The following is a 20,714-nucleotide window of genomic DNA, read 5'->3' as shown; positions in this document are numbered from 1 at the left end:
AGGTGAGTGTTGTGCCTGCTAGTCACGGTATCGGCCGTCAGCGGTTGACGGCTCCTTCGGTAGGTGGTTAGTTAGTTACACAAGTAACTAACCAATCAACCGGAGGTGGCGGCGTGGACGACGGTCAGCCGATCTTCCTGCAGATCGCTCAGCAGCTCGAGGGGGAGATCCTCGACGGTTCGCTGGGGGAGGAGACCCAGGTGCCGTCCATCAACGCGCTCGCCGCCTTCCACCGCATCAACCCGGCCACCGCGCTCAAGGGGGTGAACCTCCTGGTCGACGCCGGCGTGCTGTACAAGCGCCGCGGCATCGGGATGTTCGTCGCCGCGGGCGCCAGGGCGCGGCTGCTCGAGCAGCGCCGCGCAGAATTCGCCGACGCCCACGTGCGTCCCCTCGTCGACCGGGCCCGCGGGCTCGGCCTGACCCACTCAGAACTCACCGACATGATCGCCAAGGAGATGAACCGATGACCGCCATCGTCGAGGCCGCCGGCCTCACCAAACGCTTCGGCAAGGTCACCGCCGTCGACGACGTCTCGTTCTCGCTCGAACAGGGCGGCATCCACGGCCTGCTGGGCCGCAACGGCGCCGGCAAGACCACCCTCATGCAGCTGCTCACCGGACAGGACTTCGCCACTCGCGGCGACGTGAAGATCTTCGGCGAGCACCCCGTGGAGAACGCCCGCGCGGTGGGCCGCACCTGCTTCATCAAGGAGTCGCAGGTCTACCCCGACGACTTCCAGGGCAAGCACGTCCTCAAGATCGCGCCACGCTTCTTCCCCCATTGGGACGAGGACCTCGCACAGCACCTGGTCGAGGCCTTCGGCGCGCCCATGGACCGCAAGATCAAGAAGCTCTCGCGCGGCCAGCGCAGCGCTATCGGCGTCATCGTCGGCATCGCCTCGCGCGCCGAGTTGACGTTCCTCGACGAGCCCTATGCCGGCCTCGATGCCGTGGCCAGGCGCCGCTTCTACGACCTGCTGCTCGAGGACTACGCCGAGCATCCCCGCACCATCGTGCTGTCGACCCACCTGATCGACGAGGCCGCCGCGCTCCTGCAGCGCGTCCTTGTCATCGACAACGGCAGGATCGTCATCAACGCCGACGCGGAGGAGCTGCGCGGCTCTGCCACCACGCTCGTCGGCAAGGCGTCTGACGTCGAGGCGTTCGCCGCGCACCGCGAGGTGCTCGACCGCTCAGCGATCGGAGGCATCGCCTCGGTGACCATCGCCGGCCTGAGCGCCGACGAGAAGCGAGCCGCCGCACAGGCCGGCCTCGAGACCATCCCGGTCTCTCTCCAAGAACTCATCGTCCGCCGTACGGGTGGAACTCTCACCGAGGAGGTGTCGGCATGACCGCCATCGCTCACGAGCGTCACGTCGCTCCCGCGCCCACGCGCATCTGGAACGTGGTGCGCCTGCACATCGCCAATCCGATCCCCACGCTGGTCCTGCCGTGGATCATCACGTTCATCATCTTCGCCGCCAATCTCGCGATTTGGCTGATGGTCGTCCAGGTCGCGGGCGGCGTGGAGAACCTCGAGCCGGGTGCATTCCAGTACAGCGGCGGCATCAGCTGGATCGTGGTGTTCATGATGGTGGTGGCGGTGCAGGCGATGAACCTCACGTTCCCGTTCGCCCTGGGGTTCGCCGTCACGCGTCGCGACTTCTACCTGGGCAGTTCGCTCTACTTTGTGCTGCTGGCGCTGCTGTACTCGACGGGGCTGACGTTGCTCGCCGCGCTCGAGTCCGCAACCGGCGGCTGGGGCATGGATGCCGCCTTCTTCGCTCCGTACGGGCTGTACGACGAGCCGCTCGCGGTGCTGTGGTTCGCCTACTTCGGCCTGATGCTGCTGTTCTTCTTCCTGGGCGCCGCCATCGCGACCGTGTGGGTGCGCTGGAAGGCGTACGGGCTCTACGCGTTCTTCATCGGCCTCGCGGCGCTGCTCATTGGGTCCGCGTGGGTGATCACGACGACGGAGAGCTGGGGCGACGTGGGTCAGTTCTTCGTGACGAACTCGCCCGCCGCACTCGTCGCGTGGACGCTACCGCTGACCCTCGTCAGCGCGGTCGTCGGGTTCCTGTTCCTGCGTCGCGCCACACCCAAGTCGGCCTAAGACACAGCGAGGGGCCGATGCCGTGGTCACCACGGCATCGGCCCCTCGCTTGGTTGCTACGCGCTGGGGGAGGGGGTGGTGCCGTCAGGCGCCACGACCACGGTGAGCAGGCCGGTGTCGCCGCCGGGCTCGCCGGCCCACGCGATGTCGACCTTGTACTCGCCGTCGCTGTAACGGGACGCGCTCGCAGCATCGATGCCGGCGCCGCCCGTTTCCGCGAAGCCCGCCTCCTCGAGTGAGGCAACGTAATCGGTCATCTCGAGCGAGGGGCCTGTGGTTGCGACGGTCCAGCCCGAGCCGGTGACTGCGGCGGCGCTCAGTTCGCCCTCGGGCACGGGAACGGCGGCCGGCCAGTCCTGGGGAAGGGTGGCGCCCTCGCCGAAGTTCAGCGACACGTCGCCGCCGGTGGCATCCTCGACGGCCTTCTGGGCCGACTCCCGTGCAATCTCGCCTACCGCGCCCCCGATGCCCTCGCTCGAGCATCCCGTCAACGTGCCTGCGGAGACGACGAGGGCGGTGACGGCAGAGGCGGTGACACGGGCACGCATGGGGATACTCCTTCGGATCGGGCGTTCTGCCAGGCCAACGATCGTGGCGGCGCCCGGGTTCCTGAGAGCGGTCCCAGGTGCGCGCGTTACGGCCGCGCCGCGAAGGTGCCGCGCGCGTACTGCGCGGGCCAGTAGTCCACGTCGGCGCCCAACTCGTGGGCGGCGCGCAGCGCGAAGTGCGGGTCGCGCAGGAACTCGCGGCCGGCCATCACGGCATCGGCCTTCCCGCTGGCGACGATCTCCTCGGCCTGCCCTGGCTCGACGATGAGGCCCACGGCACTCACCGGGATGTGCGCGCGCTCGCGGACCGCGACGGCGAAGGGCACCTGGTAATTGGGGCCTACTTCGATGCGGGCGTCCGCGACATTGCCGCCGCTCGAGACGTCGATGAGGTCCGCTCCTGCCTCCTTGGCCCACTGCGAGACCGTCACGGTGTCATCGAGCGTCCATCCCAGCGGCTCCTTCCAGTCGGTGGCGGACAGGCGCACGAAGACGGGCACGCCTTCGCCGGCCTCCCGGCGCACCTCGCGCACCACCTCGAGGAGGAAGCGGGCGCGATTTTCCAGCGAGCCGCCGTAGTCATCGGTGCGGTCGTTGCTCAGCGGAGAGAGGAACTCGTGGAGCAGGTACCCGTGCGCGGCGTGGACCTCGAGCACCTCGAAGCCGGCGTCGAGCGCGCGGCGGGCGGCCTGGCCAAAGGCGACCACGGCATCGGCGATCTGATCCTGGCTCATGGGTGTGGGATCGGCAAGCCCGTCGAAGGCGAGGTCTGACGGAGCGAGGGGAGTCCAGCCGCCCTCGCCGTGGCCGACGTGCCCGTGCCCCGACCAGGCGCGATACGTCGAGGCCTTGCGGCCCGCGTGAGCGAGCTGGATCCCGGACTTCGCGCCCTGCGCGTGCATGAAGGTCACGATGCGCGCCCACGCATCGCGCTGCTCGTCGTTCCAGATGCCCGTGTCCCACGGGGTGATGCGGCCCTCGGGAGCCACGGCGGTCGCCTCGGCCATCACGAGGCCCGCGCCGCCGCGGGCGATGCCTCCCAAGTGTGCGAGGTGCCAGTCGGTGGGAACGCCGTCGCGCTTCTCGACCGAGTACTGGCACATGGGCGCGGTCCACAGGCGGTTGCGGAAGGTCGTGGAGCGGAGGGTGAACGGTGTGAACAGTGCGGACGCGGGCATGACGGCCTTCCTCGACTCGGGTGGGGGCTTGATCTCAACGCTACGCCTGGGGTGAGGGATTCCAGGGTGTGGGGGCCGTGCACTCGTGTGTCCCAGGAGCCGATGAGTGCACGGTTTGTGTGCTGGTGCTCCTGAGGAGCCATCGAGTGCGCGCTTTTCGCCGAAAGCGGGCACTGGGTGGCTCCCAGGAAGCGCGCGGTGGAGTGGAGGCGCCGCGAGGTGAACCCTCACATTCGGCAGCCCCCGAACTGCCGCAAATGACCCCTTTTGCGCCACGAGGGCACCGTCTCCGTTACGTAATCGTGATGTGAGACCTCTTGTGAACGCTCACAATGTGAGCGCTATCATTCGAGTGCGGCATCGCTGACGATGCCGGGGATATCACCAGCCTTCCGGCATTGACGCCGGGATAGAACGAGGAGGTTCTAGGCATGAAGAAGCGTTTCCTGTCCACCTTTGCCCTCGCCGGGGTTGCCGCCCTGACGATGGCCGGTTGCACCACCGAGACGGGCACCACCACCGAGGAGACCGCCGGAGAGACCACCACCGAGGCCGGTGGCGGCGAGGAGGCGGCGTCGGACGTCATCACCGTCGGCTTCGCCCAGACGGGCGCCGAGTCCGGATGGCGCAGCGCCAACACCGAGTCCATGCAGACCGCGTTTTCCGAGGACAACGGCTTTGAGCTGATCTTCAACGCCGCGGACAACGACCCGGCCGCGCAGATCTCCGCCGTGCGTAACTTCATCAACCAGGGTGTGGACGCCATCGTCATCGCCCCGGTCGTGGAGGACGGCTGGGACGACGTGCTGGCCGAGGCCGCATCGGCCGAGATCCCGGTCATCCTGGAGGACCGCACCGTGTCCGCCTCCGAGGACCTCTACGCCAGCTGGGTCGGTCTCGACTTTGAGGCCGAGGGCGTGAAGGCCGGCGAGTGGGCCGCGGAGCAGTACGGCGACACCGAGACCAAGATGGTCGTGCTCGAGGGCACCACCGGATCGGCGCCCGCCAACGACCGTGCCGCGGGCTTCGCGTCCGCGATCGAGGGCACCATGATCGAGACCATCGACTCGCAGACCGGTGACTTCACCCGTGACGGCGGCAAGTCCGTCATGGAGGGCTACATCGCCAACTACGGCATCGACGGCATCGACCTGGTCTTCGCCCACAACGACGACATGGGCCTGGGTGCCATCGAGGCCATCGAGGCCGCCGGTGGCGTCCCCGGTGAGGACATCAAGATCATCACCATCGATGCGGTCAAGGACGGCATGCAGGCGCTCGTCGACGGCAAGATCAACTACATCGTCGAGTGCAACCCGCTGCTGGGCGACCAGGCCGCGGACCTCGTGAAGAAGGTCCTGGCCGGCGAGGACGTCGACAAGGCCTACTACGTGGAGGACCAGGCCTTCGACCAGGCCGCCGCCGCCGAGGTCATCGACTCGCGTCCTTACTAAGCCGATCTAGGCCACAGTAGGAACAGCAGTCACCGCTGCCGCCGGGAGGTCCGGTCCTCCCGGCGGCAGCGCCACCCTCGCACATCACGTGCTCGACTCAGAGGTCTCACCGATATGACCGTGGACACCGACGTCCGGCCGCTCGTCTCGATGCGCGGCATCACCATCGCCTTTCCCGGCGTCCTCGCCCTCGATGGCGTCGACTTCTTCCTGCGCCCCGGCGAGGTCCACTCGCTCATGGGCGAGAACGGCGCGGGAAAGTCGACCCTCATCAAGGCACTGACCGGCGTCTACGCGATCGACGCGGGCACCATCGAGGTCGCCGACGAGGAGCGCGACTTCGCCTCGACGGCCGATGCGCAGGCTGCAGGCATCTCGACCGTGTACCAAGAGGTCAACCTGTGCGCGAACCTCTCCGTGGGCGAGAACGTCATGCTCGGCCACGAGCCCCGCGGGTTTGCCGGCATCAGCTGGAACGCCGTGCACCGCGAGGCGGCCCGTCACCTCGCGAGCCTGGGCCTCGACCTCGACACCCGCTCGCCGCTCGCGAGCCACTCGATCGCCATCCAGCAGCTGGTCGCCATCAGCCGCGCCATGGTGCTCGACGCCAAGGTGCTGATCCTCGACGAGCCCACCTCGAGCCTCGACCGCGGAGAGGTCGAGCAGCTCTTCGCCGTCATCCGCTCCCTGCGCGACCGCGGCGTCGCCATCCTCTTCGTCTCCCACTTCCTGGAGCAGGTCTACGAGATCTCCGACCGCATCACGGTGCTGCGCAACGGCGCCCTCATCGGCGAGTACCTCGTCGAGGACCTGCCGCGCGAGGCCCTGGTGACCGCGATGATCGGGCGCGAGCTCGACGAGCTCTCGGCGCTGTCGGGAGCCGCCGAGCGCGCCATCGACCGCACGGGCACGCCCGTCCTCAGCGCCGAGGGCGTGGGACGCAAGGGCGTGCTCGAGCCCGCCGACCTCGATGTATTCGAGGGCGAGGTGGTCGGCATCGCCGGACTCTTGGGTTCCGGCCGCACCGAGATGGTGCGCCTTCTGTACGGCGCGGATAAGGCCGATGCCGGACAGATTTCCGTAGGTGGCGAGCGGGCCAAGATGCACGCACCTCGCCACGCGATCGACCGGGGCATCGCGTTTTCCTCCGAGAACCGTCGCGCCGAGGGAGTGGTTGCCGAGCTGTCGGTGGCCGAGAACATGATCCTGGGTGTCCAGGCCCAGCGTGGTTGGATGCGTCGCCTGAGCAAGGCCGAGCAGGACGCGATCGTCGCCGAATACATGGAGGCGCTCGGCGTGCGTCCCGCCGACCCGACCGTGCCCATCGGCACCCTGTCGGGGGGCAACCAGCAGAAGGTGCTGCTGGCCCGCTGGCTCGCCATGCAGCCGCGCCTGCTGATCCTCGACGAACCGACGCGCGGCATCGACGTCGGTGCGAAGGCCGACATCCAGCGCAAGGTGGCGCAGCTCGCCGCCGAAGGCCTCTCCGTGGTCTTCATCTCCTCCGAGTTGGAGGAGGTCCTGCGCATCACGCAGCGCCTCGCGGTCCTACGCGACCGGCGCAAGATCGGCGAGCTGGACCCGACCGAGGTCGACCTCGACGGACTCGTCGACTACATCGCCAATGCCGGCCACACCGAAAGGAGCGCGACGCGATGACCCTCCTGAAGCATCGCCTGTTCTGGCCCGTCGCGGCCCTGGTCACGCTCGTCGTGGTCAACGTCATCGCGAACCCCAACTTCGCCAAGGTCACCATGCGCGACGGCGACCTTTACGGCAACCCCGTGACCATCCTCCGTGAGAGCGCTCCCCTGATGCTGGTCGCGCTGGGCATGACGCTCGTCATCGCCACCCGCGGCATCGACCTCTCGGTGGGTGCCGTCATGGCGGTCTCGGGCGCGGTGTCGCTCACGATCATCGCGGACTCTCCCGACCCAGGGAGCCTGGGCACCGTGACCGTCGCCATCGTGGTCGCCGTGCTGGTGGCACTCGTGCTGGGTGCCTGGAACGGCTTCCTCGTCTCGGTGCTCGGTATCCAGCCCATCATCGCGACGCTCGTGCTGATGCTTGCCGGCCGCGGCGTGGCGCTGCTCATCACGGGCGGCGCGATCACGACGGTGACGAGCGCGCCCTACAAGTTCCTGTCCAACGGCTACCTGATCCTGCTGCCGGTCGCTTTCTTCATCTGGGTCGCGGTGGTCGCGATCGTGGCGCTCGTCGAGCGACGCACCGCGCTGGGCATGCTCACCGAGTCGGTCGGCATCAACCCCGAGGCCTCGCGCCTCGCGGGCGTGCGCTCGCGCGGCATTATCTGGGCCGCGTACATGGTGTCCGGATTGCTTGCGGGAGTCGCGGGCATCATCAACGCCTCCAACACCATGGCGGCGGATTCGAACAACGCCGGCTACCTCATCGAGCTCTACGCGATCCTCGCCGTGGTGCTCGGTGGCACCAGTTTGATGGGCGGCAAGTTCTCGATCGCGGGCACCGTCATCGGTGTGCTGACGGTCACCACGCTCGACAAGACCATTCAGTTCTTCGGCGTCCCGCCGGCCCAGAGCCCCGTGTTCTTCGCCGTCGTCGTCGTGATCGTGGTGCTCGTGCAGTCGCCCCGCGTGCACGCGTGGGGACGTGCGGCATCGGCCCGGATGCGCCGTACGCCCTCGTCAGGCGAGCCGCCTACGGGCCCAGGTGCGGCATCGGCCGCCAAGAAGCATGAGGAGGTGGCGGCATGACTGCCGTCGTGACCGAGACCCCCGAGGTCTCCACCATGGACCGCGTGCGCACCTTCGCGGCGCGTCGCGCGTCCGTGCTGCCCACCCTTGCGGCGATCGCGATCCTGATCGTGCTGCTGATCGGCGCGCAGGTCGAGTTCGGCAACTTCCTCACGCCCCGCAACCTCTCGGCGCTGCTCCTGGATCACGCGTACCTGCTGGTGCTCGCGGTCGGCATGACGTTCGTGATCGTTACCGGCGGCATCGACCTGTCCGTCGGCTCGGTCATGGCGTTCACCGGCATCCTTGGTGCCCAGATGCTCGCCAGCGGCATCCCTGTGTGGATCGTGGTGCCCGTCATGCTCGCCGGCGGCGCAGCGATCGGCACGCTGATTGGTGTGCTGGTGCAGTACTTCAATGTGCAGCCGTTCATCGCCTCGCTCGCGGGACTGTTCCTCGGGCGCGGCCTCGCCTATGTGGTGAGCCTGTCCTCGATCCGCGTCGAGAACCCGCCCATCCTGTGGCTGCAGCAGACCCGCTTCCTCATCGGCGAGTGGTACATCACGCCCACCGGCATCATCGCGCTCGTGGTGGTTGCTGCCGGCGCCATCGTGATGGCCGTCACCCGCTTTGGCCGCACGGTCTACGCGATCGGCGGATCGGAGCAGTCGGCGCGCCTCATGGGCCTGTCCGTGGCGCGCACCAAGGTCATGGTCTACGTGATCTCCGGGCTGTGCGGCGGGCTCGCCGGTCTGTTGCTGACCGCCTACTCGGGCGCCGGCTACCCGCGCTACGGCATCGGCACCGAGTTGGACGTCATCGCGTGTGTGGTGATCGGCGGCACGCTCCTGACGGGCGGGCGCGGTTACGTGCTCGGCTCGATGGTCGGCGTGTTCGTATTCGCCACCATCACGACGATCATCTCGTTCATGGGGGCCGAGCAGGCCTGGACCCACATCATCGTCGGCGCCCTGCTGCTGCTGTTCATCGTGGTCCAGCGCGCGATCGTGGCCCGGTCCGACCGCCAGACATGACGGATCGCGGCGGCGCGGCGGGCGCACACCCACGCGCCGCCGCGCCCGCGGCGGGGGCTCAAATGCCCGGGCCGATGCCGTGCCAAGATGGCCCGGTGAGCGAGGCACAGGCGCTGGTACAGATCGCGGGTGCCACCGTGCGCTTTGGGGCCTTCACCGCGCTGGACGGTGTGGACTTTCGCATGTTCCCCGGCGAGGTGCACTCGCTCATGGGCGAGAACGGCGCCGGCAAGTCCACGCTGATCAAGGCCCTCACCGGGGCGCTCGCGCTCGACGAGGGCACGGTCGTGATTGGCGGTTCTGAGCGTCGCTTTGGCGGCCCTCGCGACGCCCAGGACGCGGGCGTATCGACGGTCTACCAGGAGGTGGACCTGCTCGAGAACCTGTCGGTCGCGGAGAACATCTTCCTGGGTCGTGAGCCGCGCCGATGGGGGGTCATCGACCACCGCACCATGCGCCGCGACGCCGCGGCGGTGCTATCCGGCCTGGGGCTCGACGTTGACCCTGCATCGCCGCTGGGGCGCTACCCGTTGGCCGTCCAGCAGCTGGTCGCGATCGCCCGCGCCATCTCCACGGACGTCAGGGTGTTGGTGCTCGACGAGCCCACCTCGAGCCTCGACCTCGACGAGGTCGCCGAACTGTTCCGCGTGATCCGCGAGCTCAAGGAGCGTGGCGTCGCGATCCTGTTCGTGAGCCACTTCCTTGACCAGGTCTACGAGATGAGCGACCGCATCACGGTGCTGCGCGACGGGCAGCTGGTGGGGGAGTACCTCACCACGGAGCTGCTGCGCATCGACCTCGTGAAGAAGATGCTGGGCCGGGACGTCGCCGAGATCGCCCCGCGCGAGCATGTGGTGGAGCCGGAGATGCCCGCGGACCCGGTGCTGTCGGCGCGCGGCCTCACGCGCACCCCCGGCATCGCGAACGCGGACGTCGACATCGCCGAGGGCGAGGTGCTGGGCGTCGCCGGGCTGCTGGGATCGGGGCGTACGGAACTCGCGCGGGCGCTCACAGGCGTGGACCGCGCGCATGCGGGGATCATCCGCATCGAGGGCCAGCCCGCAAGGCTCGACTCGCCGCGTCACGCGATGAACCTGGGCGTCGTGTACTCGTCGGAGAACCGGCGCACCGAGGGACTCATTGGCGACTTGTCGATCGAGGACAACATCGTGCTTGCGCTGCAGGCGCAGCAGGGTGCGCTGCACCCCATCTCCGCGCCCCGGCGTCGCGAGCTCGCGCTCTCCTGGATCGAGGCGCTCGGCATCAAGCCGGCCGACCCCGACCGTCCCGTCCGCACGCTCTCCGGTGGCAACCAGCAGAAGGTCATGCTCGCCCGGCTGCTCGCGCTCAGCCCCCGCGTGATCGTGCTCGACGAGCCCACCCGCGGCATCGACGTGGGCGCCAAGGTCGAGATTCAGCGGCTGGTGGGAGAGCTCGCCGACAACGGGTTGTCGGTGGTCTTCATCTCCGCCGAGCTCGAGGAGGTGCTGCGCGTGGGTGACCGCGTCGCGATCCTGCGCGAGGGGGAGGTTGCGGAGACGGTCGCCGCGGCTAGCCTGAACCCCGACACGCTCATGGCCCTCGTCGCCCAGCCGGACCTTCCGGAAGCGTAGGAGGGGACCGAGGTGGCCCAGGACAAGCCGGCACGCGCCGCGAACATCTTCGATGTCGCGCGCCTGGCTGGCGTGTCCCACCAGACCGTCTCTCGCGTGATCAACGGCATGCCCAACGTGCGCCCCGCGACCAAGGAGCGCGTGGAACAGGCGATGAAGCAGCTGCGGTACAGCCCCTCGCCGGCCGCGCGCGCACTCGTCACCCGTCGCACCCGCACCCTGGGGCTCGTCACGCCCGCGGTCGCCGACTTCGGCCCCACGTCGATCGCGATGCACTTCAACATCGCGGCCCGTGCGGCGCGCTACAGCGTGGATGCGGCGCGATCGGCCGACGCCGAACCGGCCACGATCCGCGCCACCGTCGAGGGGCTGCTGCGCCAGCGGGTCGATGCCGTGGTCCTGATCCTCACCGACGCCACCGCTCTCGAGGCCGTGCAGGCGCTCGACCTCAACGTGCCGCTCGTCGCCGCCGCCTCCACCCCGCGGCGCTCGCCCCAGGTGGTCCAGATCGACCAGTACCGCGGCGCGCGGGCCGCCGTACGCCACCTCGCGGAGCTGGGCCACGCGCGTGTGCTGCACCTCGCCGGGCCCGAGCGGGCGTCCGACGCCGCAGAGCGCGAGCGCGGATGGCGCGACGAACTCGCCGAGCGCAGGCTCGAGGCGGTCGATCCGCTGCGCGGCGACTGGTCCGCACGTTCGGGATACGAGGTCGGGGAGCGCCTTGCCGTCGAGGCTGGTGACGCGATCTTTGTCGCCAACGACCAGATGGCCATCGGCCTCATGTCGGCCCTGCGCCACCGCGGGCTCGAGGTGCCGCGCGACGTCTCGCTCGTGGGCTTCGACGACATCCCCGAGGCCGCCTACCTCTACCCGCCGCTAACGACGGTGCGCCAGGACTTCGCGGCGCTGGGCCAGATGATGGTGCAAAAGGTGCTGGTGGCGCTTGAGGAGGACGGCGAGCCCACGGTGGACACGCCGCTGCCCGCGCACCTCATCGAGCGCGAGTCGGCCCGGCGCGTGGGGGCAGGCGCGTGATCGACGGGCACCGGGGCATTCGCGTGATGAACGACTACAGCTGCGGCTGGCCGCTGTGGTGGCTCGAAGGCGGGATGCTCGAGCGCGACGATCTTGAGTTATCGGCACCCCTCGCGGCGACCATTCGCGCCTGGGCGCGTCATTTCAACGCGCAGTTCGACCACCTCGACGGCTGGAAGTCGGCGCAGGCGCGTGACGCCCACGTGCAGATGGCCGAGGAGGTGCTGGCCGGGCTCGCGGACGAGGTCGGAGACGATCTCGAGATCCATCCCCGCCTGTGGGAACTCGAGGACTAGGCGGATGCGAAGCGAGAGGCGCCCCCGGCAGGACTCGAACCTGCAACCTACGGATTAGAAGGCCGTTGCTCTATCCATTGAGCTACGAGGGCGTGGCGGCAAAAAGCCGACCACGACCAGGGTAGTGGGAAGCGTGAGCCGCCCACGGCATCGGCCTACATACAGCCGTCCAACGAAGGCCGTGCGAACCGGCGATAATAGACGGCGGACCAGGCACGGTAGCCTGTTCGAAGCCTGAGGACGGAGGTAGCGCGCGGCATGTCGATCCGCCCCATCAAGACGTGGTCGTACCCCGGCGCGCTGCTCGACGCTCTCGTCGACACGCGCCGCGTGGTCGGCGGCGTCGAGTTGCCGATCCCCCTGGGGGATGCGGAAGCCACCCGCGAGCTGGTCGCACACATGGTCGACCAGCTCGACCACCACCTCATCCCGCGCGTGCGCGAGGAGGCCTCCCCGGCCGTCGTGGTGGTCGCGGGATCCACGGGCGCGGGCAAGTCGACCGTCGTGAATGCCCTGCTAGGCGAGCCGTTGACGCCCGCGGGAGTGCTCCGGCCCACCACTCGCGTGCCGCACGTCTTCCACCACCCGCTGGACGCCGAAGTGCTGACCTCCGTGGCGGACGGCTCCGAGGTCATCGCGACCGACGCCGTGCCGCGCGGGCTCGCGCTGGTCGACTCTCCTGACCTCGACTCGGTGCGCGGCGAGAATCGCGACGTCGCCGAGAAGCTGCTCGAGGCCGCCGACCTGTGGATCTTCGTCACGACCGCCGCGCGCTACGGCGACGCGGTGCCGTGGGACGCGCTGCGCCGGGGCGCCGAGCGCGGCGCCTCGATTGCCATGGTGCTCAACCGCGTGACGGCCGATGTCGCCGCCCAGGTGCGCCGCGAGCTCGTCGAGCGCCTGGCCGCCGAGCAACTCGAGTCGTTGCCGCTGTTCGTGATTCCCGAGGACGAGGTGGGCGGAGCCGAGCTTCCCCACGACGTGGTCGAGGGGCTGGGGCGCTGGCTCGAGGGCGTCGCCGCCGCATCGGCCGCCACCATCGTCGAGCGCACCATGCACGGCGCCACGGAGTCGCTCAAGGAGTGGCTCGAGACCCTCGCCGAGCGCATGGACGACCAAACCGCGGCTGCCCGCGAGGTACGGTCCGAGGTGCGTCGCTGCGCCGCGCACGCCGAGGCCAAGGGCGGATCCGAGTGGTACCTCGAGATCTCCACGGGATCGCTGTCGGCACGCTGGGAGGCGGCCTCGTCCGAGGGTGGCCCGCTGCACAAGCTGCGTCACTCAGCCTGGGCCAAGCGCCGCCATGCGCGCGAGCGTCGCGACGCCGTCCTGCGCGACATTCACAAGGATCTGCTCGAGTCGGTGGAGGCGGTCCTCGCGCTCGCCGCCGCCGATGCCGCCACGTCAATGGTGGAGACCCTGACGGATGGCGACGAGTCGCCGGGCGTGTGGCTCGCCTCGCGGCGCGACGCTCGCGATGCTCGTGTCATCCGGGAACGACGGGCGGCCGATGCCGCACGGGCTTGGGTAACGAAGTGCGGTGAGCAGGTGATGAGGCTTCCCGGCGCCGCTCGCGGCGCCGAGATCGTAGGCGAGGAGGGGCTCGCCGTGGCGATGGCGTGCGCCGCTCTGGGGGTTGAGGAAGCCCGCACCGTCCTGGGCGTGCTGGTCGCCCCGAGCCTGTCCGAGCCCATCCACCTCGCGCGCGCGGAACTCACTGGCGCGCGGCGGTACTGCATCAACCGCGAGGCCCTGGACATGATGAGGCCCACGGACGTGCCGAGCCTCACGGCCGAGGCGTCCTCGACCGTGCGCCTGCGCCGCGCCGAGCTGCGGGGTCTGCTGTGACCATCCAGTTCGAGGCCATCGAGCAGCCCGACGAGGCCGAGGGGCTGCGCCAGCGCGTGGCGCGCCTGCGCTCGTCGATGGAGTGGGCATCGGACGCTATCCCGCAGTCCGTGCGCGAGGAGGTCACGGCGACCATCGAGCGCTGCGACGAGCGCCTGGCGTTGGGCGTGGAGCACACCGTGGTCGCGCTCGCGGGCGGCACCGGATCGGGCAAGTCGACGCTGTTTAACGCGATCTTGGGCCGCGAGTTCGCGGTCGCGGGCGTGGCGCGGCCCACGACGTCCGCGGTCAGCGCCGCCGTGTGGGGCGGGCGCGGCGACGCGCTGCTGGACTGGCTGGGCGTGGATGCGCAGCGCCGCCTGTCGCGCACGATTGACCAACTGGATGACCCGGACGAGGACCAGCTGCGCGGGATGGTGCTGCTGGACCTGCCCGACCACGACTCCGTGAACCCCGAGAACCGTGCCGTGGTGGACCGCGTGGTGCCCATGGCGGACCTGCTGCTGTGGGTCGTGGACCCGCAGAAGTACGCCGACCACGCGCTGCACTCCGCGTATCTCGAGACCGCGTCGCGCCACGGCAGCCCGTCGCTCGTGGTGCTCAACCACGTGGACCGCCTCACCACCAAGGACGCGTGGGCCGTGGCCCGCGACCTGCAGCGCCTGCTCGCCGTCGACGGTATGACCCAGGTGCCGGTGATGCCCGTGAGTGCCAAGACCGGGCACGGCATGGACATCCTGCGCGCCGAACTCGCCGGAGCCGTTGCCGCGCGGTCGGTGGCCGCGGAGGCGGTGCGCGCGGACCTGGTCTCCGCCGGCCGCGCGCTGGCCGGGGCCCTGAGCAAGGGTGCCGACCCTCAGTTGCCTGACGCCGAGGAGTTGGTCACCGCGCTCGCACGTGCGGCGGGGGTCGAGGCGAGGGCGGAGTCTGCAGCGGCCGTCGCACGAGGCGCGAGCGCGGGGGAACGTGCCCCCATGCGGCTGTCGATCGCGACCGTGGAGCGCGAGCGGCTGGACTGGGTCGACGCCGCCACCGACGGCCTCCCCGCCCAGTGGCGCCACGTGGTCGCCGAGAGCGTACTCGACGCGCCGAGCCTCACCGCCCGCATCGAAGAGGCGCTGGCCGACGCCGCCTGGCCGTCCGTCGACCCACCCCAGGGGTGGCGGGCGCTGTTTGCCAAGGCGACCCTCGCATCGGCCGCCCGCAAGAAGACCCTCGAGACCGGCCGCGCCGCCGTGCGCGCCGTCATCGTGCCCGACGTCGTCGAGCCCACCGAGACCATCCACCAGGCCTATCGCGCCCTCGACGAGCTCACGGAGCTCGAGGCGGGGGCCGGCGAGGAGCAGCAGTGACCGAGACCCTTCGCACCGTCGCCGTCCTGGGCGCGGGCAACATGGCGGGAGCCATCGCGCAGTCGCTCGCAGGCGCTGGAGACGTCGAGAGCATCCGTCTCACGACGCGCACGCGCGAGCCGGAGTGGGCCTCGGAGTTTGCGACTGTCGAGCACCGGGCGCTGTCTGTCGATCAGGGGGCGACGGCGTGGGCCCTCGACGGTGCCGATGCCGTGATCCTGGGCGTGAAGCCCTACCAGATCGTCGAGTTGTGTTCGGAGATCGCGCCGCTGCTGGCACCTGGTGCGGTGGTGATCTCCGTCGCCGCCGGCGTGCGCCTGGAGCCGATGCGTGAGGCGCTCGGCGAAGGAGCCCGCGTGGTGCGCGCGATGCCCAACACGCCCACGGCGATCGGGCGTGGGGTGACGGCGCTGGCCGGCGACGAGGCCGATTGCGTCGCGGCCGCGACTCTCCTCGCGCCCACCGGCCTCATCGAGATCGTCGACGAGTCGCTCGTGAATGCGTTTGCCGCCGTCGCGGGCTCCGGTCCCGCCTACGCCTACGCCTTCGTCGAGGCTCTCGAGGCCGCCGCGGTGCGGATGGGCTTCGCCGGCGACCAGGCCACCCGCGTGGTCACCGCGACCATGCTGGGCTCGATGGCCTACCTCGACGGCTCGGAGCATGACGCCGCAGAGCTGCGCCGCCAGGTGACGAGCCCTGGCGGCTCGACGGCCGAGGCGCTGCGCGTCTTCGGCGAGCGCGACCTGAACGCGACGGTGGCCGATGCCCTCGCGGCGGCGCTCGCTCGCAACGAGGAGATGGGGAAGTAGGGCGCGCGCCCGTCGTCCCCAGGCGCTACGCGCCGACGGCCCCTTCCACAGATGTGGTGGGGGCCTCTCGCTGTCCTCGACGCCCGCCGCAGGCTGAACATGAGGCCGCAGGGTGCGGCTCATGGGAGGACACGATGAGAGACCTGGAGATCACGGTGACGGGGTGGGCGGCGACGAGCCCCGCGATGGTGGTGCGCCGCGACGGCAGCATGACCGACATGGCGACGTTCCGTGTCGCGCAGACCCCGCGCCGCTTCAACCCCTCGACCAACGAGTGGGCGGACGGTCGCACCGAGTGGTTCGACGTGCGGGTGCGCCGTGACGCGGCGGCCTTCGTGGTGTCGTCGGTGGAGAAGGGCCAGCCGGTCGTCGTGACCGGGCGCCTACGCACCGAGGAGTGGGCGGGACAGGACGGCGCCACGCGGTGGGCCATGCGCGTCGACGCGACGGCCGTGGGTCACGACCTCACGCGGGGTACGGCGACGTTCCAGCGAGCGACGGTCGACTCAAGCGGGGAAGTGACCACTGCACCGCCGAAGGCAGAGGACACCGAGACTGGCGAGGCCGACGGACTCGACGAGCGCGACGACGAGGAGGCCAAGGAGCCCGCGGCGGCATCCGTGTAGCCGCGGCCACAGACGGGCTCCGCGCGGCCGCCCCTCCGGCCGTGCGGAGCCGTCGGCGCTCCGACCGCGTAGGCTGGTACGCGGTTCATTCGGGCGCCCGCGCGGCGCCGCCCCACGAGTTCACGGAGCAGCAGTGGCAGAGTTCATCTACACGATGCAGAAGGCGCGCAAGGCGCACGGCGACAAGGTCATCCTCGACGACGTCACCATGGCGTTCTACCCGGGCGCGAAGATCGGCGTTGTCGGTCCCAACGGCGCTGGTAAGTCGACCATTCTGAAGATCATGGCCGGCCTCGAGGAGCCTTCGAACGGCGAGGCTCGTCTGAGCCCCGGCTACACCGTCGGCATCCTGCTGCAGGAGCCGCCGCTGAACGAGGAGAAGACGGTCCTCGGCAACGTCGAGGAGGGCGTCGCCGAGATTAAGGGCAAGCTGGACCGCTTCAACGCGATCTCCGAGGAGATGGCGAACCCCGACGCGGACTACGACTCGCTGTTGGCGGAGATGGGCACGCTCCAGGAGGAGCTCGACCACGCCGACGCGTGGGACCTCGACGCCCAGCTCGAGCAGGCCATGGACGCGCTGCGCTGCCCGCCGGCCGACGCCGACGTCTCGGTCCTGTCCGGTGGTGAGCGCCGCCGCGTGGCGCTGTGCAAGCTGCTGCTGGAGAAGCCCGACCTGCTGCTGCTCGACGAGCCCACCAACCACCTCGACGCCGAGTCGGTGCTGTGGCTCGAGCAGCACCTGTCGAAGTACCCCGGCGCCGTCATGGCCGTCACGCACGACCGCTACTTCCTCGACCACGTCGCGGAGTGGATCTGTGAGGTCGACCGCGGCCGCCTGTACCCCTACGAGGGCAACTACTCGACCTACCTCGAGAAGAAGCAGGAGCGCCTCCAGGTCCAGGGCAAGAAGGACGCGAAGCTCTCCAAGCGCCTCAAGGAGGAGTTGGAGTGGGTGCGCTCCAACGCCAAGGGACGCCAGACCAAGTCGAAGGCGCGCCTGGCCCGCTACGAGGAGATGGCTGCCGAGGCGGAGAAGACCAGGAAGCTCGATTTCGAAGAGATCCAGATCCCGCCGGGCCCGCGCCTGGGCAACGTGGTGATCGAGGCCAAGGATCTCAAGAAGGGATTCGACGACCGCGTTCTCATCGACGGCCTGTCCTTCTCGCTGCCGCGCAACGGCATCGTGGGCGTCATCGGCCCCAACGGTGTCGGTAAGACCACGCTGTTCAAGACCATCGTGGGGCTCGAGGCGCTCGACGGCGGCGACCTCAAGGTCGGCGAGACCGTGCAGGTGTCCTACGTGGACCAGTCGCGCGGCGGCATCGACCCGAACAAGTCGCTGTGGGAGGTCGTCTCGGACGGCCTGGACTACATCAACGTCGGCAAGGTCGAGATGCCCTCGCGTGCGTACATCTCGGCGTTCGGCTTCAAGGGCCCGGACCAGCAGAAGGCCGCAGGGGTCCTGTCCGGCGGTGAGCGCAACCGCCTGAACCTGGCGCTGACGCTCAAGGAGGGCGGCAACGTCCTGCTGCTCGACGAGCCCACCAACGACTTGGACGTCGAGACCCTTGGTTCGCTCGAGAACGCGCTGCTCGAGTTCCCCGGCTGCGCCGTGGTGGTCAGCCACGACCGCTGGTTCCTCGACCGCGTCGCGACGCACATCCTGGCCTACGAGGGTACCGAGGAGAACCCGGCCAACTGGTATTGGTTCGAGGGCAACTTCGAGTCCTACGAGAAGAACAAGATCGAGCGCCTGGGCGCCGAGGCCGCGCGCCCCAGCCGCCAGACGTACCGCAAGCTCACGCGCGACTAAGCGCTACCGAGCCGCACGCGACGAGCCCCCGCCGTTTTCGGCGGGGGCTCGTCGCGCGTGTGTTCGCTTTACCGCGCACACCCGCACACGCAGTCCCCGCTACCGCCGATAGCGTGAGGGCATGAGCCGCATTCACGTCCCCATCTCGCTGCGCTGGTCCGACATCGACGCCTACGGGCACGTCAACAACGCGGAGATGCTGCGGCTTCTCGAAGAGGCCCGCATCCAGGTCTTCTGGGCGGACGATGCCGTGGCCGGCTCGATCGCCGACGCTGAAGGAGGGCAGGGGGCGGGTTCGCCGACAGCCGTGCTGTCGGGCGGTCCCGGCGCCGAGACCCATACGCTCATCGCGAGCCAGCAGATCGAGTACCTGGCGCCCGCGCCGTTCCAACGCCAGCCGCTCGACGTGCAGCTGTGGATTGGGCGGCTTGGGGGAGCGAGCCTCGAGATCTGTTACGAGGTGCGCTCGCCGCTCGTGCAGAATGGCTCCCCGCAAGAGCAGGCCGTCTATGCGCGGGCGGCGACCACGCTGGTGCTCGTCGACGCGGCAAGCGGCCGCCCGCGCAGGCTCACCGACGACCAGAAGGTGGCGTGGGAGCCCTACGTGGACGAGCCGGTCCAGTTCCGGCGGAGGTAGCGGGCCGTGACGGCCGCTCGCTGGGCTCGAGATCGCGGATCCGTCGTGCCGGAACGCCTCCATAGAGTCCGTCAGGCTCGGTGTCCTTCGTCACGACCGCACCGGCGGCAACCACACACCCGCGCGCGATCGTGACTCCGGGTAGAACCATCACTCCCGCGCCCAGCCATGATCCATCCCCGATGGTGACGGGCCGGCTGGTGAGCTCACCTGCGCGCTTGTCGGATGTCCCCAGCGCGTGGGTGGTGGTCACGATGCGGACCCCGGGGCCAAAGCTGACCTCGGCCCCGATGGTCACGGGAGCTGCCGTGTCGATGCGGGCGTCGGAGTTAATGTAGGTGCCTTGCCCGACCCTGAGCCTCAGGTCGCCCGACGTGGCGTTGTCCACGATGATGCCCTCGCGTAGCTGGCAGCCGACGCCGACCTCTACCCCGCATCGTCGAAGCACGAGAGGTCGGAGTCGATGCGGGAGAACTCGCGCCGAGGCGACGCTCACCAGGATGTCACGTCCATATCTGCGCCTCATGGTGCCCCCTCGGCCCTTTGTGCACGTCGCCGCCATGAGACATGTACCACATGGCCGCGTCTCACAGGAAGCGATGGAGAGTAGAGCCGCCCCATGACAACGCAACGACGCCGGTCACCCAAAGGCAACCGGCGTCGTTGCGTGCCGCAGAAGCGACGCGAATGAGACTTACGCGGTGAGCGAGTCGGCCCACTCCTGGTTCTCGGCGATCCAGTCGGCCACGATGCCCTCGAGGTCAGCGGTGTCCTGGTCGCGCATCTTGTTCTCAAGGTCGTACAGCAGCTCGGCGTCCATCTGGAAGTTGCCCAGCCACTCGGTGACCTGCGGGAACTCTTCGCCAAAGCCCGAACGACCGTAGGTCACGATCGACTCGGCCTCACCAAGGGTGCCCTCGGGGTCCTCGAGGTTCTTGAGGTCGTAGGCGCCGTAGGCCCAGTGGGGCTCCCACAGCGTGACCGCGATGTTCTCGCCGTCCGACAGCGCCTTGTCCAGCTCGGCGAGCATGGCCGGGGTCGACGAGATCGCGAACTCCATGTCCGACAGGCCGTCGTACGTGGGGATGGTGGCGTCCTGCATGGTCGCGGTCAAGCCAGCGCCTGCCTCGATGCCCACGATGCGGTTGCCGAACTCATCGGCGGCCGCACCCAGCTCGGTAAGCGAGTCGATGGGGGCGTCGGCGTTCACGGCCACGGTGAGGGCGGCGGAGTCGAACCACGCACCGATTTCTTCGATGTCGTCACCGAACTGGTCGATGTACGAGGCGTGGGTCAGCGGCAGCCACACGTCGGTGAGGACGTCGTAGTCGCCGTCGGCGAGACCCTGGAACCCGGTGCCCGCGTCGGCGTACTCGACAGTAGCGTTGTAGCCCTCGGCGTTGAGCAGGTTCTGCCAGACCAGCGAGGTCGCGATCGACTCGTCCCAGCCGTTGAAGGCGACCAGGGTGATGTCGCCGCCCGCGGCCTCCTCGGTGGTCTCCGAGCCGGACGCCGCGGCGTCGGTGGTCTCTTCGGTCTCGTCGGCGGACGAGCAACCGGCGAGCACGAGGCCCGCGGTGGCGGCAACCGCGAAGGCGGCTCCAGTGCGCTTGAACATGTGTCTTTCCTTTCTCGGCAT

General features: G+C 69.4%; 20 protein-coding genes and 1 tRNA gene. 16 read left to right on the top strand and 5 right to left on the bottom strand.

What is annotated here, in order from left to right:
* Positions 1–113 precede the first annotated feature (113 nt).
* From B7K20_RS11165 to B7K20_RS11155, 3 genes are read left to right on the top strand one after another with little or no spacing between them, the layout of a single operon-like run.
* On the top strand, positions 114–470 hold the full coding sequence (locus B7K20_RS11165; RefSeq protein WP_084102603.1) for a GntR family transcriptional regulator: 357 nt from the start codon (positions 114–116) through the stop codon (positions 468–470).
* Entirely contained in the window at positions 467–1,354 is an 888-nt protein-coding gene (locus B7K20_RS11160; protein WP_084102602.1) for an ABC transporter ATP-binding protein, read from the top strand. Before B7K20_RS11165 ends, B7K20_RS11160 begins: the two co-directional genes overlap by 4 nt.
* On the top strand, positions 1,351–2,115 hold the full coding sequence (locus B7K20_RS11155; protein ID WP_084102601.1) for a hypothetical protein: 765 nt from the start codon (positions 1,351–1,353) through the stop codon (positions 2,113–2,115). Before B7K20_RS11160 ends, B7K20_RS11155 begins: the two co-directional genes overlap by 4 nt.
* Before the next feature lie 56 nt (positions 2,116–2,171).
* Here the strand turns inward: B7K20_RS11155 and B7K20_RS11150 are convergent, their stop codons facing one another.
* Positions 2,172–2,663, bottom strand: coding sequence for a hypothetical protein (locus B7K20_RS11150; RefSeq protein ID WP_084102600.1), 492 nt, complete (start codon positions 2,661–2,663; stop codon positions 2,172–2,174).
* An 86-nt stretch (positions 2,664–2,749) separates the two neighbouring features.
* Entirely contained in the window at positions 2,750–3,841 is a 1,092-nt protein-coding gene (locus tag B7K20_RS11145) for an NADH:flavin oxidoreductase/NADH oxidase (RefSeq protein WP_084102599.1), read from the bottom strand.
* 431 nt (positions 3,842–4,272) lie between these two features.
* On the opposite strand from B7K20_RS11145, the gene B7K20_RS11140 reads away from it, so the two are divergent.
* The 7 genes from B7K20_RS11140 (at position 4,273) to B7K20_RS11110 (ending at position 11,987) form a co-directional block, all read left to right on the top strand.
* Positions 4,273–5,295 carry an ABC transporter substrate-binding protein gene (locus B7K20_RS11140; protein WP_200809083.1) on the top strand — a complete coding sequence of 341 codons (1,023 nt, stop codon included), beginning with the start codon at positions 4,273–4,275 and terminating at the stop codon, positions 5,293–5,295.
* Between the two features lie 114 nt (positions 5,296–5,409).
* Positions 5,410–6,954, top strand: a complete 1,545-nt coding sequence (locus B7K20_RS11135; RefSeq protein WP_084102598.1) for a sugar ABC transporter ATP-binding protein — start codon at positions 5,410–5,412, stop codon at positions 6,952–6,954.
* On the top strand, positions 6,951–8,030 hold the full coding sequence (locus B7K20_RS11130) for an ABC transporter permease (RefSeq protein WP_084102597.1): 1,080 nt from the start codon (positions 6,951–6,953) through the stop codon (positions 8,028–8,030). The genes B7K20_RS11135 and B7K20_RS11130 overlap by 4 nt, the downstream gene beginning before the upstream one ends.
* Complete coding sequence (locus tag B7K20_RS11125) at positions 8,027–9,043, top strand: sugar ABC transporter permease YjfF (RefSeq protein ID WP_084102596.1); 1,017 nt, start codon at positions 8,027–8,029, stop codon at positions 9,041–9,043. Before B7K20_RS11130 ends, B7K20_RS11125 begins: the two co-directional genes overlap by 4 nt.
* A gap of 74 nt (positions 9,044–9,117) precedes the next feature.
* Positions 9,118–10,656 (top strand): sugar ABC transporter ATP-binding protein, encoded by a 1,539-nt coding sequence (locus B7K20_RS11120; RefSeq protein WP_084102595.1) that lies wholly within the window; start codon positions 9,118–9,120, stop codon positions 10,654–10,656.
* A gap of 12 nt (positions 10,657–10,668) precedes the next feature.
* Positions 10,669–11,691 (top strand): LacI family DNA-binding transcriptional regulator, encoded by a 1,023-nt coding sequence (locus tag B7K20_RS11115; protein WP_084102594.1) that lies wholly within the window; start codon positions 10,669–10,671, stop codon positions 11,689–11,691.
* Positions 11,688–11,987 carry a hypothetical protein gene (locus B7K20_RS11110; protein WP_084102593.1) on the top strand — a complete coding sequence of 100 codons (300 nt, stop codon included), beginning with the start codon at positions 11,688–11,690 and terminating at the stop codon, positions 11,985–11,987. The genes B7K20_RS11115 and B7K20_RS11110 overlap by 4 nt, the downstream gene beginning before the upstream one ends.
* Positions 11,988–12,006: 19 nt before the next feature.
* On the opposite strand, the gene B7K20_RS11105 is transcribed toward B7K20_RS11110, so the two are convergent.
* Positions 12,007–12,079 (bottom strand) — tRNA-Arg (locus tag B7K20_RS11105).
* 166 nt (positions 12,080–12,245) lie between these two features.
* Here B7K20_RS11105 and B7K20_RS11100 point away from each other — a divergent pair.
* From B7K20_RS11100 to B7K20_RS11075, 6 genes are all read left to right on the top strand, one after another.
* Positions 12,246–13,835, top strand: coding sequence for a dynamin family protein (locus tag B7K20_RS11100; protein WP_084102592.1), 1,590 nt, complete (start codon positions 12,246–12,248; stop codon positions 13,833–13,835).
* Positions 13,832–15,187 (top strand): GTP-binding protein, encoded by a 1,356-nt coding sequence (locus tag B7K20_RS11095; RefSeq protein WP_084102591.1) that lies wholly within the window; start codon positions 13,832–13,834, stop codon positions 15,185–15,187. Before B7K20_RS11100 ends, B7K20_RS11095 begins: the two co-directional genes overlap by 4 nt.
* Positions 15,184–15,996 carry a pyrroline-5-carboxylate reductase gene (proC, locus tag B7K20_RS11090; RefSeq protein ID WP_084102590.1) on the top strand — a complete coding sequence of 271 codons (813 nt, stop codon included), beginning with the start codon at positions 15,184–15,186 and terminating at the stop codon, positions 15,994–15,996. The genes B7K20_RS11095 and proC overlap by 4 nt, the downstream gene beginning before the upstream one ends.
* Before the next feature lie 134 nt (positions 15,997–16,130).
* Positions 16,131–16,622, top strand: coding sequence for a single-stranded DNA-binding protein (locus B7K20_RS11085; RefSeq protein WP_084102589.1), 492 nt, complete (start codon positions 16,131–16,133; stop codon positions 16,620–16,622).
* Between the two features lie 133 nt (positions 16,623–16,755).
* Positions 16,756–18,438 (top strand): energy-dependent translational throttle protein EttA, encoded by a 1,683-nt coding sequence (gene ettA, locus B7K20_RS11080; RefSeq protein WP_084102588.1) that lies wholly within the window; start codon positions 16,756–16,758, stop codon positions 18,436–18,438.
* Positions 18,439–18,559: 121 nt separating this feature from the next.
* A complete protein-coding gene (locus B7K20_RS11075; protein ID WP_084102587.1) occupies positions 18,560–19,075 on the top strand; it encodes a thioesterase family protein in 516 nt (171 codons plus the stop codon).
* Here the strand turns inward: B7K20_RS11075 and B7K20_RS13365 are convergent.
* Both B7K20_RS13365 and B7K20_RS11065 read right to left on the bottom strand, forming a co-directional pair.
* On the bottom strand, positions 19,008–19,601 hold the full coding sequence (locus tag B7K20_RS13365) for a DapH/DapD/GlmU-related protein (RefSeq protein ID WP_255372769.1): 594 nt from the start codon (positions 19,599–19,601) through the stop codon (positions 19,008–19,010). The genes B7K20_RS11075 and B7K20_RS13365 overlap by 68 nt on opposite strands.
* A gap of 168 nt (positions 19,602–19,769) precedes the next feature.
* Positions 19,770–20,693 carry a glycine betaine ABC transporter substrate-binding protein gene (locus B7K20_RS11065; protein ID WP_084102585.1) on the bottom strand — a complete coding sequence of 308 codons (924 nt, stop codon included), beginning with the start codon at positions 20,691–20,693 and terminating at the stop codon, positions 19,770–19,772.
* Between the last annotated feature and the right edge of the window lie 21 nt (positions 20,694–20,714).

The sequence above is a fragment of the Demequina sp. NBRC 110051 genome, from assembly GCF_002090055.1.
GTDB lineage: Bacteria > Actinomycetota > Actinomycetes > Actinomycetales > Demequinaceae > Demequina.
Note: the sequence above shows the minus strand (reverse complement) of the source record. Positions and strands in the feature narration are given on the sequence as shown.